Here is a 14,543-nt window from a genome sequence, read left to right on the forward strand (position 1 = left end):
ATTGTTAAGGAATGCAAATATCCGCCGGTTTTTCCGCTTAACGGCAGAAGGTAATCCGCTCTGTTTCACCCATATGGATATGAGTTTCAGGGAGTGTCGTTTCCGCTAAAATCTCCCCGTGACGAATTGAATAACGGGTCGGCACCTGACGGCGCAGCGCATCAAAGCCATTTTCTGCCGGTAAGATAATGCAGTTTGCCGAGTTCCCTTCCTCAATGCCGTAATCATCTAAATGAAGCGTTCGCGCTGAGTTCGTTGAAATGAGATCAAGCCCATTATTGAGCTCGGGATAGCCCATCATTTGGCAGACATGAAGCCCCATATGCAACACCTGAAGCATATTCGCCGTTCCAAGTGGATACCATGGATCAAAAACATCATCGTGACCAAAACAGACGTTTAAGCCCGATTTTAACAGCTCTTTCACTCGCGTAATTCCGCGACGTTTCGGATAGCGATCAAAGCGCCCTTGCAGATGGATATTCACCAAGGGGTTTGCGACAAAGTTAATCCCTGAGAGTCTAAAGACGCGGAAAAGACGTGAGGCATACGCATCATTATAAGAGTGCATCGCCGTTGTATGACTGGCTGTAACGCGCTCGCCAATCTCATCTCGATAGGCAAAGGCCGCCACTGATTCCACAAAGCGGGACTGCTCATCGTCAATCTCATCGCAATGAATATCGATTAAACGATCGTATTTTTTCGCCAGCTCAAAGACATAATTGAGCGAATCGACGCCATATTCACGGGTAAATTCAAAATGAGGAATCCCGCCAACGGCGTCCGCCCCCATCTTCATCGCCTCTTCTAACAGCGCCTTACCATTGGGGAACGATAAAATCCCCTCTTGCGGGAACGCCACGATCTGCACATCAATGTAATCGCGCACCTCTTCTTTGAGCTCGAGCATCGCTTTGAGCGCCGTTAGCGTCGGATCAGAGACATCAACATGAGTTCTGACATGCTGAATTCCGTTGGCGATCTGCCATTTTAATGTGGTGAGCGCGCGCTGTTTCACATCCGCTTCACTCAACATCGCCTTACGCTCCGCCCAACGCTCGATTCCCTCAAAGAGCGTGCCCGATTCATTCCACTTCGGCTCGCCAGCGGTTTGCGTTGTATCAAGGTGAATATGAGGCTCGATAAAGGGCGCAATCACTAGCCCCGCCTCCGCATCGAGAACGGCCACATCCTCGCCTAATTCGAGATTTTTATCTTGCGGGACAATGGCCTCAAATCGGCCATTATTCATCATGATTTGCCACAGCCCGTCACGGTCACGCAGACGCGCATTTTGAATGATTCGTTTCATGGTCACTCCTATTTGATTCGATTACGTTCGCCGATGGTTTTCTCAAGCACAAGGTAGGTGGTTAAGCTTGCAATCACTGAGTTTACCGGCACAATTCCATTTAAAGTATAGCTCGCCACGACGCCGACAATCACCGTGATCACCGCATTCCAGTTGATGAAAATCTCATTCATCGCTTTTAGATCGCGGTAACGCTTCCGATGCAAGAAGAAATCCACAATCAAAATGGTTCCGATCGGAGGAATCGCCGATGATAAAAAGACGAGCCAGCTGACAAAGTTATTATAGAGCCAAAGTGAACTGATCGTCCCCACAACGCCTAAAATCATCGAAAGTTTACGGCTTGAAATCCCCGTCATGCTTGAAAACCCAAGGCCTGAGGCGTAGAGCGCATTATTATTGGTCGTCCAAATATTTAGCCCCAAAATAATGATCGCCGGAATGATCAATCCCTGCACCAACATCACATCAAATATGTCTGCTTTTGAGAGTGCAAGCGTTCCCATCGCGCCAAAGATAAACATGAGCGAATTCCCGATAAAGAAGGCGAGTACCGCCACAATAATCGCCGTTTTGGCGTTTTTACCGAAGCGTAAAAAGTCCGCCGTTAAGCTCCCCGCACTGATAAAGGAGCCGATCACAATGCTTAGCGCACTCGCCATAGTGATGGGATCGGTCGGCTCAACGAGCGCAAGCGCTTCCACACCGCCCACATCCATCACCGCTTTCCACACCGAATAGGAGCCTAAAATCGTCATCGAAGGCACCGCTAAAATCGAGAGCGCGGCAATCGCTGAAATCCCAAAATACATGGTCGCCGTCATCATCGCGCCGGCAAGAACAATTAGGAGATAGAGATTGATGCCGGTCACCTCGCTCACCGGAATCACAAACATCGCAACCCCAACGCCGAACCAACCCACTTGCGTTCCCGCGAGTAAAAATGAGGGAAGCCACGCACCGCGGCGGCCAAAAGAGTAACGTGCTAACAGATGCGTTGTCAGCCCCGTTTTAACGCCAATATAACCAAGAAGCGCCGTATAAATGGATAAAAATGCATTCCCCAACAAAATCGCGATGAAAAAATCATTGAGATTGAGCCCTGCCCCAACGCGCCCGCCGGCCAACATACTCGCAGAGAAAAATGTAAGCCCCAACATAATAAACGCAAGAGACAAAAGACTCTTGCGCTGATCGTAAGGGACGGTTCCTTGGCTAAAATTGACATCATTCGACATCGTTTCACTCCCGTTTGAATGTCTGAAAAATAAACTAAATCTAAAACGGTCTCGCGCCTTTTCTCGGCACAAAACTTTCATATCATAAACGGTTTAAGTGTTTTCTGCTGATTTAATTATCTTTACATTGATCCAGGTTTCTTAACGGTTAGTGTGATTTGATTCGCCTGCAATCTCTTTTCCCGCTGTGCCTTCCCAATAGCCTTGGCAACTCATCGGATTGACCTCGCCGCTATAGAGCGGATTATTGAGCTTTTCGCGGTAATTTTCTAAAACCTCAATCGTCTCAAGCCCAAGCGGTGAAAGACGAATATAATCGGCCAATGTCGCAACCTCTGAGAGCACCGGAAGCAGATCATAACAGCGGGCGCTTTGGGTCTGAATGCCATTAATCCGGAAGATCGCTTCTGCTTCTTGCGTCTCCACCAATTTCCCGACAGGGTCGTGAATGCAACAGGTTTCACAATCGGCTTTACTCACTTTTTCCGCCCGCGCACTAAAACAGCGCGCCGAATAGGCAAGGGGCAGATAACCATAGCTAAAGAGCTCCACCTCAAATTGATCTCGAATGCCCCACGCGTTGGCCTCGGTTAAAATATTGGTCAGCCACTCCCGCGAAAGCTCGACCGGCATGCACCAGCGCGTCATGCCATTTTTAAGTAAAATCTCGAGCGTTTCTGCATTATAGACATTGAGCGCATGTCCCGCCACAAAGGGAAGCCCGTGCTCATAACAGAGATTGACCGCGGCAAAATCGTTCGCCTCGATCATCACCTCACCATTTAATACCGCTTTACGCAGATCCACCATTTTGGCGTTGGAATCAATGAGGGCGAGCGTTGTCAGCACCACCTCTTTCCCCGCCGCTTTAAGCATTGTTGCGAGCTCAAGCCAATCGGGAAGCAGGAGCTCTTTACGCTTATGGCATACTGCTTCCCCAAGATAAATTACATCGGCCGTTGATGATTTCGCCGCCTCGTAAAACGATTCAACATCACCCTTTTCCCAACAATATAAGATCGGCCCTAAACTCAGTTTTGTTTGATTCATCGGATTCTCCCCTTCTCTTTTATAATCGTGTTCTGCTACCCTACTGCCAATGATGCTCATAAGCACCAAGCGTTGTCTGCTTCCCTTCTGAAATGGAGCTGAGCGCTTCCATCCATTCCGGTTGAATGGTGAAGTTGTCCGGATCGCGCTGATAGGCATCAATTGCGGCGCGCCACGTTTTGGTCACCTTTTCCACATAGGCGGGGCTCCGTTGTCGCCCTTCAATCTTCACCGAAGCAATTCCGATTTTAAAAAACTCTGGAATAAGCTCGATGGTGTTAAGACTCGTCGGCTCTTCAAAGGCGTGATTGAGCTCATTGTCAACGTGATAACAACCCTTGCATAGCGTCGGATAACCGGCATGCTCATCTTTTTTATAACGATCAATCAACACATCATTTAATCGCGTTTCAAAGCCCTCATCGGTATCGACCCACTTCACATATTCCGCCGGAGAACAGGCCCCTGCAGTGTTTGGCGACTTGCCAGTCACATAGGATGAGAGATAACAGCGCCCCTCCGCCATAATGCAAAGACCGCCAAAGGCAAAGACCTCAAGCGGCACATCGGACTGTTTCGCGAGCTGTTTAACCAAATGAATCGGCAGCACCCGCGGAATCACAACGCGCGCAATGTTAAATTCCCGCTTATAGAAATTGATCGCTTCCACATTGGTTGCTGAGGCTTGAACCGAGAGATGAATCTCCGTATCGGGGTGATTTTCATGAGCGTAGGCAAGATTCGCAATATCCGATAAAATTAAGACATCCGCGCCGGAGGTGACCGCTGTATCCACCGCCTTTTTCCACAAATCTGATGCAGACGGCTCGGCAAAGGTATTGATCGCCACATGCAGTTTTCGCCCGCGATCTTTGGTATAGCGCGACGCTTCATTTAATAATTTGGGGGAAAAATTGAGCCCCGGAAAGTGCCGCGCATTCGTTTCATCGCGTAAACCCACATAGACCGCATCGGCTCCGCAATCGACCGCGCGCTTTAAGGCAGGCATATTTCCCGCCGGACAAAGTAACTCCATAACCGATCTCCTTTTGACGCTTATCAAGACCTATTCAAGATAGTTTGTTTAGCATGAATTCTCATTGATACATATCAAGGGAGGAAGAGTATGCAGTCCCCATTTAGACTACGCCACAGGGCAATTGAATCATTGCCTAACTTAATGAAATTAAACCTTAAAATGATGCCATTTTTTATGCAAAAAGCGGTGGGGGAACGGCTCTTAAATCAATTTTTTAGCGATGCAATACAAGACGATGAGCTCTATTTTTTAGAGGGTAAGGTGATGGCGATCTTGGTCAAAGATCTCGATTATTTACTCAATATCACCGTGCAAAATGGACGAATTTCGCTGCTTCCATTAACCGCCGAAGCTGATGTCACCTTGTCCGCAAATCACGATAATTTAGTCTATATGATGACCCGATTTGAAGACCCGGATACACTTTTTTTTAAGCGGAAACTAAAAATTGAAGGGGAGACAGCGCTTGGACTTGAGGCGAAAAATTGGCTCGATAGCATGGAGCTCGATATTTTACCAAATTGGTGTAAAACCCCGCTGCTGCAGTATGCTCATGAATTAAAACGGATTGAAGCCTCTCTGCCTGAAAGTTCGGCGGTGCTAACGCCTTAAAACAAAAACCTCGATCCCTTTTACGAAGATCGAGGTTTTTATTTGCTATCTGATTATTGTCCGACGCTTTGTAGCCAGAGCTCAAGGAGCGCACAGTGCCAGAGTTTCGAGCCTTTAATATTGGTAAAACTCGATTCCGCTTCCGGATGATTTAATAGATTTTCCACATAGCCCGCGTTGAAAATGCCGCGCTCTTTCGCTTTTTGACTCGTTAAGGTATCGCGCATCATCTCTAAAAACTCACCGCGCACATATTTAAGCGCCGGCATTGGGAAATAGGCTTTCGGGCGATCGATAATTGAATCGGGCACACGGCCGCGAGCGATATCTTTCAAAATCCCTTTCCCCTGTTGCGCAAGTTTATACTCAGGCGGCATCGCCATCGCAAGCTCAACGAGTTTATGATCCATAAACGGCATCCGCGCCTCTAAACCATGGGCCATCGTCATATTATCAACGCGTTTAACCGGATCATCGACGATGAGCGTTGTGGCATCAAGGCGAAGTACGCTATCTAAAAAGGTATCCGCGCCCGGTGAAACTAACTTATCGCGAATGAAATCCCCGGTCACATCGCCGACGTGATATTTTTCATTAAAGGCGGTGAGCCACTCCGAATGCGGACGGTCAAAATAGTATTGGCTGAAGCGTTTTAACGGATCGCTCTCGGTACTTTCATGCATAAGCGGATACCAGAAATAGCCGGCAAAGACCTCATCGGCGCCCTGCCCACTTTGGACAACGCTAGTTACACTTTTCACCTGTTCTGAGAGCAGATAAAAGCCGATCGCATCCTGCCCAAAAAGAGGTTCACTCATATTTTTAATGGCATCAGGAAGACGAGTTAACGCTTTTTCGTTCGGCACTTGGAATTTGTGGTGATCGGTCTGATATTTGGCAACAAACTGATCGGAGAAACGAAATTCCGAGCCTTCCTCTTCTGGCGTATCTTCAAAGCCGACGGAAAAGGTCTGAATTTTATCGTGTCCCTTTTCAATCGCTAATGCGGTAATTAGCGTCGAATCAAGCCCGCCCGATAATAAAACGCCCACCGGTTCATCGCTAAAGCCCATATAAGCATCGACTGCGTCCGACAGCGTCGATTCCACCGCCTCTTTCCAATCTTCGTATTCCCAATCGGTATGCTCACGCACTGCACTTAACGTCCAGTAGCGGGTTTCGGTCATATTGCCGAGCGCATCGATCGTCATAATGTGAGCGGGATGAACTTTTTGAATGCCCTCGAAAATCGTATACGGTGCAGGCACCACGGCGTGAAGCGTATACATAAAGTGAAGCGCAATCGGATTGATCTCCGTATTAATATCGCCGGTGGCTAAAAGGCTCTGGGTATTGGAAGCAAAATAGATCTGCTCGCCGGTTTTTCCTTTAGCCACATAGAGCGGTTTGGCGCCCATGCGATCTCGCACAAGATGCATTTTATTGGCGTTTTTATCCCACAGTGCAAAGGCAAATACCCCGCGGAAACGGCTCGCCGCCTCCATCATGCCCCAGGCGCGATAGGCGTATAAAATCACCTCGGCATCGGCATTGGTTCTAAAGGTAAAGCCCTTTGCTTCAAGCTCACCGCGGAGCTCATGTTGATTGTAGATCGTCCCGTTTAGGGTGACGATATTGCCGGTTTCAGGATCGGTAAACGGCTCTTTTTGTGCATGATCGATCGCAAGATGCGCATGCAATAACCCCACCGCATTAGAGAGCTCAAAATCGAGCCCATCAGGCCCGCGTTTTTTGAGTGGGTCGGCCATTTTCTCTAATAATCCACGATCCACACCGCGTTCTTTGAGATTAATAATACCTGCAATGCCACTCATAAGTTGCCTCTCTTTTGGTAGGGTAAAAATAATGAAGGCGCGCGTTGCGCCTTATATCAGTATAGTGAATGTTCGGTTAAAAAAGAAAGCTTTCGCCACAGCCACATTCCGCTTTTGCGTCAGGATTGCTAAAGCGAAACGTGCGATTTAATCCCTCTTTAACATAATCGAGCGTCACATTTTTAAGATAGGGAAGATTTTCCTCTTCCGCGACGAGCGTTAACGGCTCTTTTTCAAGCACCACGAGCGACTCATCGAGCTCTTTACAAAAATCGAGATAATACATAAATCCCGAACAGCCTGATTTTTTCAGCGCGACTTTAATCGCGACCGCATCAGACTCGGCCAAGGTTTTCGCTAATTGATTGCGTGCATTGTCAGTTACAGTAAACATGATGTCTCCCTTCAATTTAAAGGCTCCGTCCATCGGTTTTTCCGGCGTTTTTCCCACGATTCATCAACGGTCGAGGATATGGAAAAAGCAATATGGTACGGTTTTAGTACTAATTGCAATATTATACACAACCCGAGCCCTTTCTGCTACGAAAGGCGCTCTGTTTCCACAAGTCTCAATTGTCGTATTTTACTTAAAAATCCGCTTTCAGATGGGTGATATCCACATAGACATCGCCGCTCTTTTGAGGCGTATTTTTCACCTCAGGCACGCCCGCTTCTGCGTAAATCACATCAAAGCTAATGGTGTAGAGCTCGCCATCAAAGCACTCTTTGGCCACATTCTCTTTCCACGTTTCTAACCAATTTGGCGTACGCAAACCCTTATCCGGATCAAACGGACGACCGCCCACAACGCGCAGATCGTTAAGCAGTGTTTCAAGTTTTTCATAGGTAAGATTGATTTTTTCAATGAAGAGCACCGAATCTTTAAAACCAAGTCCGTGCATAAAATCACCCACATCTTCAATGTCGGGAAAACCGTTGATGGCAATGCCGTTTTCCTGCATCAGCTCGCCAAAACTCCCAACGCCGATCATCGTCATAATCACGCGCCCGCCGGGATTGGTAAGGCGATAATAATTACGCATCGCCTCTTCAAACTCCCACACATCTTGCAGATAGAGATTGCTCACAATAAGATCCGCCGGAAGCGTCGTTTCATCGATATTTTCCGCAACTTCACTGCCGGTAAAACGGTTTTTTAACAGTCCCGTTAAATAGTGATCAAACGCGCCATCATTAATAATGCGCGAGGGCTCGGTTGTTGGTTTGACATACTCCACCAGTCGGCGCGCGATCTCGTGGTGCAAGAATCCATGGGTTTCATAGATCTCAGGATTTTTTTCTAGAACATTACGGCTACGTCGTTTACTCACCATCTCCCCACCTGTTTTATTCGTTTTTGCAAAGCATAATCATATAATGATTTCGCCCAAAGCGCCAAATTGACAACGAGATGCCCAAGTGCTACTAATGGCGCATTATCGCTCATGGCGAGCCGTTTTTGCCCCGTGAGCTCAATTCCCCCATTATAAAAAATAAGGAAATTGCTATGGAACCTTTAAGTCAGCAGATTTTTAATCGTGTGAAACCGCTCTGGGAGAGCTATCTTGTGCATCCGTTTGTCGATGGCATCGGTAAAGGCACGCTTGATGAAGAAAAATTCAAGCACTATATGAAGCAAGATTATATCTATCTGATCGAGTATTCACGCCTCTTTGCAATCGGTGCTTCGAAAGCGAATGATCTCCGTACCATGACGCTTTTTGCTGAACTATTACACGGAACGATGAAATTTGAGATGGATCTCCATCGCGATTACGCCTCAAAATTTGGCATTTCGCATGAGGAACTTGAAAATACCGAACCGTCCGCGACGATGACCTCGTATACGAGCTATATGTTGAGCCAAGCGTCGATCGGTGGGGTAGAAAATACCATCGCGGCGGTGCTTGCTTGCGCGTGGAGTTATAACTTTATTGGTAAACATTTAGCCACTTGGGAGGGCGCAACGGAGCATCCGCTCTATGGTCAATGGGTGAAAACCTACTCATCGCCTGAATTTACCGCCCTTGCCGACACTTGCATTCAACTCATTGATGAAATTGGTGAAAAACGCTCACCCGAGGAGCGAAAAGCGCTTGAAGAGATCGTCGTAAAAACGAGCTATTATGAATATATGTTCTGGGATATGGCAAACGATCTCTCGATGTGGCCGGTTAACACCGTGGTATAAAAGCCCATTAAAAATCGTTATAATAAGGAGGCGCCCGATCAAGGTGCCTTTTTTATCGCCCAGTGAATCGGTAAGCGACGATAAAATCGAGAGGATTGAGAGCAAAATGCCACATAACGCGCCCGTTAAGATGGCGCAATCACACAAGAGCAGGCTCTTATTTATACACAACCAAAGGATACGAGAAAAGGATTCATTATGAAAGAAGTCACGGCGGTTTATCCCGGTACGTTCGACCCGATTACCAATGGTCACTCCGATATTATCTATCGTGCCTCCAAGATATTTCCACGCCTGATTGTGGCGGTGGCAAAAATTACCGGCCCCTCTAAACGTCCGCTATTTTCTTACGAAGAACGCGTTGCGATGGCCAAAGAGGTCTTTAAAAATCACGACAACATTGAAGTGGTGGGATTTAACGATCTCCTTGCGCGCTTTATGGATGAGATCGGCTCATTTGTGCTGGTTCGCGGGTTGCGTGCGGTCTCTGATTTTGAGTATGAATTTCAGATGGCGAGCCTCAATCGTCACCTCAATTCCAGCATCGAAACGGTCTTTTTAACCCCTAGCGATAAATACTCCTTTGTCTCCTCGACGATGATTCGTGAAGCTTCGATGTTAGGCGGCGATGTCAGTGCGCTCGTCGATCCGTATGTGTTAGAAAAACTCAACGAGAAACGCGCTGAGCGATGACCGATACGCTCGCCGATCCGATCTTTCTTAAGGCGCTCCGAGATAAAGCCAAATCCCTTGGCATTAGCGACTTAAGCAGCAGTTCCATCGATCTATCGGAGGCGAGCGAACACTTTTTAGCGTGGACGGCCAAACACTTCCACGCCGATCTTGATTATATGACCAAGCATGGCGAAAAACGCTATCGCCCAGAGCTTTTAGTCGAGGGCACAGTCTCCATTATTACCGCTAAGCTCAACTATTTTAATCCCGATTTTCCCGCAAAAACGCGCCTCAATGAGTCCTCTGAAGGCTATGTGTCGATGTACGCCCTTGGCCGTGATTATCACAAGGTTCTCAGAAAACAGCTCAACGATCTTGGCAAATGGATGCAAGAGGCGATTCCCGATCTGCAATTTCGCGCCTTTGTCGATAGTGCGCCGGTTTTAGAACGCGCCCTTAGCCATCAATCAGGCTTAGGGTTTTTCGGCAAAAACACAATGATTATTCACCCGAAAGCGGGCTCTTATTTCTTCTTGGGCGAAATCTATATCGATCGCGCGATCGATATCAGTAGCGAGCCGATTATCAATCACTGCGGCGGCTGTACCCGTTGCCTTAAAGCGTGTCCGACCGACGCCATTGTTGAGCCCTTTCAGATCGATGCCGGCAAATGCATCTCCTATCTCACCATCGAATCTTTTGGCCCAATTCCCGTAGAGTTTCGTAAACCAATGGGCAACCGCATTTTTGGGTGCGATGATTGCCAAATTGTCTGCCCATGGAATCGCTTTTCCACCCGTCATGTGATCAAGGATTTTCTCCCACGCCATAAACTCGATTCCTCCTCCCTTTTAGAGCTATTTAATTGGACGGAAGCGGAATTTCTCAAAAAAACCGAAGGAAGCCCCATTCGTAGACTCGGGTACGATCGTTGGCTGCGCAATATCGCGATTGGTATTGGGAACGATCAGTATCGCGCTGAAAACATCGATGCACTTCGAGAAAAAGAGAGCTATCCCGATCCCGCCGTCCAAGAGCATGTCGCCTGGGCGCTGAGTGAACAGCTCGCCAAAAAAGCGGCGCAAACGCCATAAAACTACCCCCTTATTTTGCCCCATTATAATAAGTTTGGGAGAATCCCTTAGATGCGGTAAAATTATAAGATTACTCAACTTTTACGACGTTCAATGGATAATTTAATGAGAAAAGAGACTTTATTAATCGAAATTGGTACTGAGGAGCTACCTCCTAAGGCGTTACATTCCCTGTCTGATGCGTTCAAAGGCGCAATGGAAAAGGCGCTCACCGATAAAAAATTAAGTTTTTCTGCGATTGAAGCGTATGCAACACCGCGCCGTTTAGCGCTTGTGATTCATGACCTTCCCGCGCAGCAAGAAGATTACACCAATGAACGTCGAGGGCCGGCAGTGGCGGCGGCGATGAAAGAGGGGAAACCAACGCCTGCACTAATGGGATTTGCCCGTTCGTGCGGTGCTGAGATTGACGATCTTACAATTCAAGAGACCGATAAAGGCGCGTGGTATACCTTCTCACAAGCAGTGAAAGGCAAAACCTTAACCGAGATGCTCCCTGAAATGGTGGAGCAATCGCTTAAAACGCTTCCCATTCCAAAACGCATGCGCTGGGCCGATAATGATTTTGAATTTGTGCGTCCGGTACGTTGGCTCGTGGTGCTTTACGGCAGCGACGTGATCGATATGGAGCTGTTTGGCATTCAAGCGGGCAATCAAACCCGTGGCCACCGTTTCCACACCAAAGCGCCGATCACCATTACCTCGCCTGAAAAATATGCGGAGATTATGGTTAATGAAGCGCACGTTATGCCCGATTTTGAGGCACGTAAAGCCCTTATCTCAAAACAAATTCTTGAGGTAACAGAAGGCGTTGGAAAAGCGATCGTCAGCGAAGGCCTCTTAAATGAGGTAACCGCACTTGTTGAGTGGCCGGTAGCGCTTGTAGGATCGTTTGAAGAGCACTTTTTAAATGTGCCGCAAGAAGCGCTCATTATCGCCATGGAAGAGCATCAACGCTACTTCCCCATTGTTGATAAAGCGGGCAAACTCTTAAATAAATTCTGCTTTATTACCAACATCGAAAGTAAATCGCCGGAAGCGGTGATCGATGGGAATGAGCGCGTCATTCGTCCTCGCTTTGCCGATGCGGAATTCTTCTGGGAAGAGGATAAAAAGATCCCGCTTGAAGCCTATCTCAAACCTCTTGAATCGGTGGTTTTCCAAACAAAACTTGGCACTCAAGCGGATAAAATTCGCCGTGTGCAGACGCTTGCGCTCTTTATTGCCGATAAAATTGGCGCCGATAAAGCAATCGTTGAGCGCGCTGCTCGCCTCAATAAATCGGATCTCATTTCCAACATGGTGCAAGAATTCCCCGAACTTCAAGGCACCATGGCGCGCTATTACGCCGAAGCACAAGGAGAGCCAGCGCTTGTTGCGAGCAGTTTAGAGCAAGTCTACTGGCCCCGTTTTGCCGGTGACAAATTACCTGAATCGAATGAAGCCGTAGCCCTTGGACTTGCCGAGCGTTTAGATACCATCGTCGGGATTTTCTCCATTGGTGAGATTCCCACCGGTTCGCGCGACCCATACAGCTTACGTCGTAATGCGCTCGCGGTCCTACGAATGATGGTGGAAGAAAAACATCACTTAGATCTATTGGAACTCATTGAAAAAGCGGCAGAACTGATGCCTAAATCGATCGAAGCGAATAAAAGCATCGATGTGATTTTCAACTACATTTTTGATCGTATGCGCGCTTACTCAAGCGACCTTGGCGTTTCGAGTGATATCTTTGCCTCGATCGCGGAGCTTAAACTCACCGATCCCCTCGATATCTACGAGCGTCTCCTTGCAGTGAAAGAATTTAAAGCACTCCCTGCGGCGAAAGCGCTCGTGGAATCAAATAAACGCATTCACAATATTCTCCATAAAAACGCGGTATCAATCGATACGCCCGTCAATGCAACTCTTCTTGAAAATGCGGAAGAGAAAGCGCTTTACGAGATCATCGCATCGCTCAATGACACGGTGAAAACCTATGTGGAAAATGATCAATACCATGAGATTTTAACCACGCTTGCCAACCTTGCCGAGCCCCTTGAAGCCTTCTTTGCGGAAACCATGGTGATGGTTGATGATGAAGCGCTTCGCACCAATCGTTTAGCGCTGCTTTCGGCGACCAATGAGCTCTTCCGCTCCGTTGCCGATATCTCGGAGTTACAGCTCTAGATGACGGTTCTTGAGCGCCCTAGTTTAGTGATCCTCGATCGTGATGGCGTAATTAATCACGATTCGGATCACTATATTAAATCAAAAGCGGAGTGGCTCCCAATCCCGGGAAGTCTTGAGGCGATCGCCGAGTTAACCCATCAACAGATTCCCGTTGCCATTGCCACCAATCAACGTGGCATAACGCTTGGGCTCTACGATCTTGATGATCTTAACGCGATGCATGAAAAAATGCAGGGTCTCCTTACGCCGATGGGCGGCGAGATTGTGCAACTTGAATATTGCACCTCTGGCGATAATCACCACCCTGACCGCAAACCAAATCCCGGCATGCTTCATAAAATTTTAACCACGCAAGCGATCGATCCTAAAACGGAAACGGTCTACTTTGTGGGCGATAAAATTGCCGATATGGAAGCGGGCATTCGCGCAGGGGTGACGCCGATCTTGGTTACCACCGGAAAAGGGGCTCGTGAGGTGGAAAAACTCCCGCAATTTTCAGCAAAGCATAATGTGCCTCAACCGCTTTGTTTTGAGTCGCTCGAGGCGTTTGTGAGTGCGCTCCTTCGCTCTTCTTAATTGACTTTAAAGGACCCGATGATGATTTGGCTACGTTCGTTAATCTGCCTCTTAGGCTTTATCGTAATCAGCGTCATTGTGACGCCCCTACTCCTGCTTATTTCACTGCCCTTTTGGGGAAAACCCTATAAACGCATTATCGATATGTGGTGTGCGATTGTACTCGGGTGGCTCCGCATCAGTGCTGGCATCAAATACCGCATTGAAGGCTCTGAAAACCTACGTTATTTAGAGGATAAACCCCATGTGATCGTCTCAAACCACCAATCGACCTTTGAGACCTTTCTCTATTCAATGATTCTCCCGCCCCATGCCTTTGTGCTAAAACGCGAGCTCACCTGGATTCCTTTTTTTGGTTGGGGCCTTGCGAAACTCAAGCCCATCGCGATCAATCGTCAAGATGGCCGTAATGCCCTTAAAAGCATTATTGCGCAGGCAAAAGAGAAATTTAATGAGGGCCGTTCGGTGATTATTTTCCCCGAAGGCACCCGCGCAAAACCCGATACAGTAAAACCGTTTAAAAAAGGGGCATTTCTGATGACCCGTGAACTCGGCGCGGATATGCTTCCCGTTGCGATCAATTCAGGGCGCGCGTGGAGCAAAGGGCAATTTCTCAAATATCCGGGAACGATCACGATGGTGGTCGGCAAGCCCATTCCCTTTGAGGGGCAATCTACTCAAGAATTGCTCAATCTTGCGGAAGTGGAGATTCGCCCAAATATTCGTCAAACACTCGATTAATT

General features: G+C 47.8%; 14 protein-coding genes. 7 read left to right on the plus strand and 7 right to left on the minus strand.

The features are described from left to right. Window positions 1-37: 37 nt before the first annotated feature. From OXI21_RS00890 to OXI21_RS00905, 4 genes are all read right to left on the minus strand, one after another. Window positions 38-1,315 (minus strand): cytosine deaminase, encoded by a 1,278-nt coding sequence (locus tag OXI21_RS00890; RefSeq protein WP_279617666.1) that lies wholly within the window; start codon window positions 1,313-1,315, stop codon window positions 38-40. 8 nt (window positions 1,316-1,323) lie between these two features. Further along, a complete protein-coding gene (codB, locus tag OXI21_RS00895; protein WP_279617667.1) occupies window positions 1,324-2,553 on the minus strand; it encodes a cytosine permease in 1,230 nt (409 codons plus the stop codon). A gap of 141 nt (window positions 2,554-2,694) precedes the next feature. Then, window positions 2,695-3,603 carry a U32 family peptidase gene (locus OXI21_RS00900; RefSeq protein ID WP_279617668.1) on the minus strand — a complete coding sequence of 303 codons (909 nt, stop codon included), beginning with the start codon at window positions 3,601-3,603 and terminating at the stop codon, window positions 2,695-2,697. 40 nt (window positions 3,604-3,643) lie between these two features. After that, window positions 3,644-4,639 carry a U32 family peptidase gene (locus tag OXI21_RS00905; RefSeq protein ID WP_279617669.1) on the minus strand — a complete coding sequence of 332 codons (996 nt, stop codon included), beginning with the start codon at window positions 4,637-4,639 and terminating at the stop codon, window positions 3,644-3,646. 90 nt (window positions 4,640-4,729) lie between these two features. Here OXI21_RS00905 and OXI21_RS00910 point away from each other — a divergent pair, with 90 nt between their 5' ends. Beyond that, entirely contained in the window at window positions 4,730-5,254 is a 525-nt protein-coding gene (locus OXI21_RS00910) for an SCP2 sterol-binding domain-containing protein (RefSeq protein ID WP_279617670.1), read from the plus strand. A 53-nt stretch (window positions 5,255-5,307) separates the two neighbouring features. Here the strand turns inward: OXI21_RS00910 and OXI21_RS00915 are convergent, their stop codons facing one another. The 3 genes from OXI21_RS00915 to OXI21_RS00925 all read right to left on the minus strand — a co-directional run bounded on the left by OXI21_RS00915 (window position 5,308) and on the right by OXI21_RS00925 (window position 8,423). Continuing rightward, a complete protein-coding gene (locus OXI21_RS00915) occupies window positions 5,308-7,089 on the minus strand; it encodes an N-acetylglutaminylglutamine amidotransferase (RefSeq protein ID WP_279617671.1) in 1,782 nt (593 codons plus the stop codon). 76 nt (window positions 7,090-7,165) lie between these two features. Next, on the minus strand, window positions 7,166-7,483 hold the full coding sequence (locus OXI21_RS00920) for an iron-sulfur cluster assembly accessory protein (RefSeq protein ID WP_279617672.1): 318 nt from the start codon (window positions 7,481-7,483) through the stop codon (window positions 7,166-7,168). 193 nt (window positions 7,484-7,676) lie between these two features. Further along, window positions 7,677-8,423, minus strand: a complete 747-nt coding sequence (locus tag OXI21_RS00925; RefSeq protein ID WP_279617673.1) for a hypothetical protein — start codon at window positions 8,421-8,423, stop codon at window positions 7,677-7,679. Between the two features lie 173 nt (window positions 8,424-8,596). On the opposite strand from OXI21_RS00925, the gene tenA reads away from it, so the two are divergent. The 6 genes from tenA to OXI21_RS00955 all read left to right on the plus strand — a co-directional run bounded on the left by tenA (window position 8,597) and on the right by OXI21_RS00955 (window position 14,541). Then, complete coding sequence (gene tenA / locus OXI21_RS00930; RefSeq protein WP_279617674.1) at window positions 8,597-9,280, plus strand: thiaminase II; 684 nt, start codon at window positions 8,597-8,599, stop codon at window positions 9,278-9,280. Between the two features lie 198 nt (window positions 9,281-9,478). Continuing rightward, window positions 9,479-9,973 carry a pantetheine-phosphate adenylyltransferase gene (gene coaD / locus OXI21_RS00935; RefSeq protein WP_279617675.1) on the plus strand — a complete coding sequence of 165 codons (495 nt, stop codon included), beginning with the start codon at window positions 9,479-9,481 and terminating at the stop codon, window positions 9,971-9,973. Beyond that, complete coding sequence (queG, locus tag OXI21_RS00940) at window positions 9,970-11,049, plus strand: tRNA epoxyqueuosine(34) reductase QueG (protein ID WP_279617676.1); 1,080 nt, start codon at window positions 9,970-9,972, stop codon at window positions 11,047-11,049. Before coaD ends, queG begins: the two co-directional genes overlap by 4 nt. Before the next feature lie 105 nt (window positions 11,050-11,154). After that, window positions 11,155-13,221 carry a glycine--tRNA ligase subunit beta gene (gene glyS, locus OXI21_RS00945; RefSeq protein ID WP_279617677.1) on the plus strand — a complete coding sequence of 689 codons (2,067 nt, stop codon included), beginning with the start codon at window positions 11,155-11,157 and terminating at the stop codon, window positions 13,219-13,221. Next, entirely contained in the window at window positions 13,222-13,800 is a 579-nt protein-coding gene (locus OXI21_RS00950; protein WP_279617678.1) for an HAD-IIIA family hydrolase, read from the plus strand. It abuts the gene before it with no gap. An 18-nt stretch (window positions 13,801-13,818) separates the two neighbouring features. Continuing rightward, a complete protein-coding gene (locus OXI21_RS00955; protein ID WP_279617679.1) occupies window positions 13,819-14,541 on the plus strand; it encodes a lysophospholipid acyltransferase family protein in 723 nt (240 codons plus the stop codon). Window positions 14,542-14,543: the final 2 nt, after the last annotated feature.

Source organism: Ignatzschineria sp. RMDPL8A (assembly GCF_029815055.1).
GTDB lineage: Bacteria > Pseudomonadota > Gammaproteobacteria > Cardiobacteriales > Wohlfahrtiimonadaceae > CALZBJ01.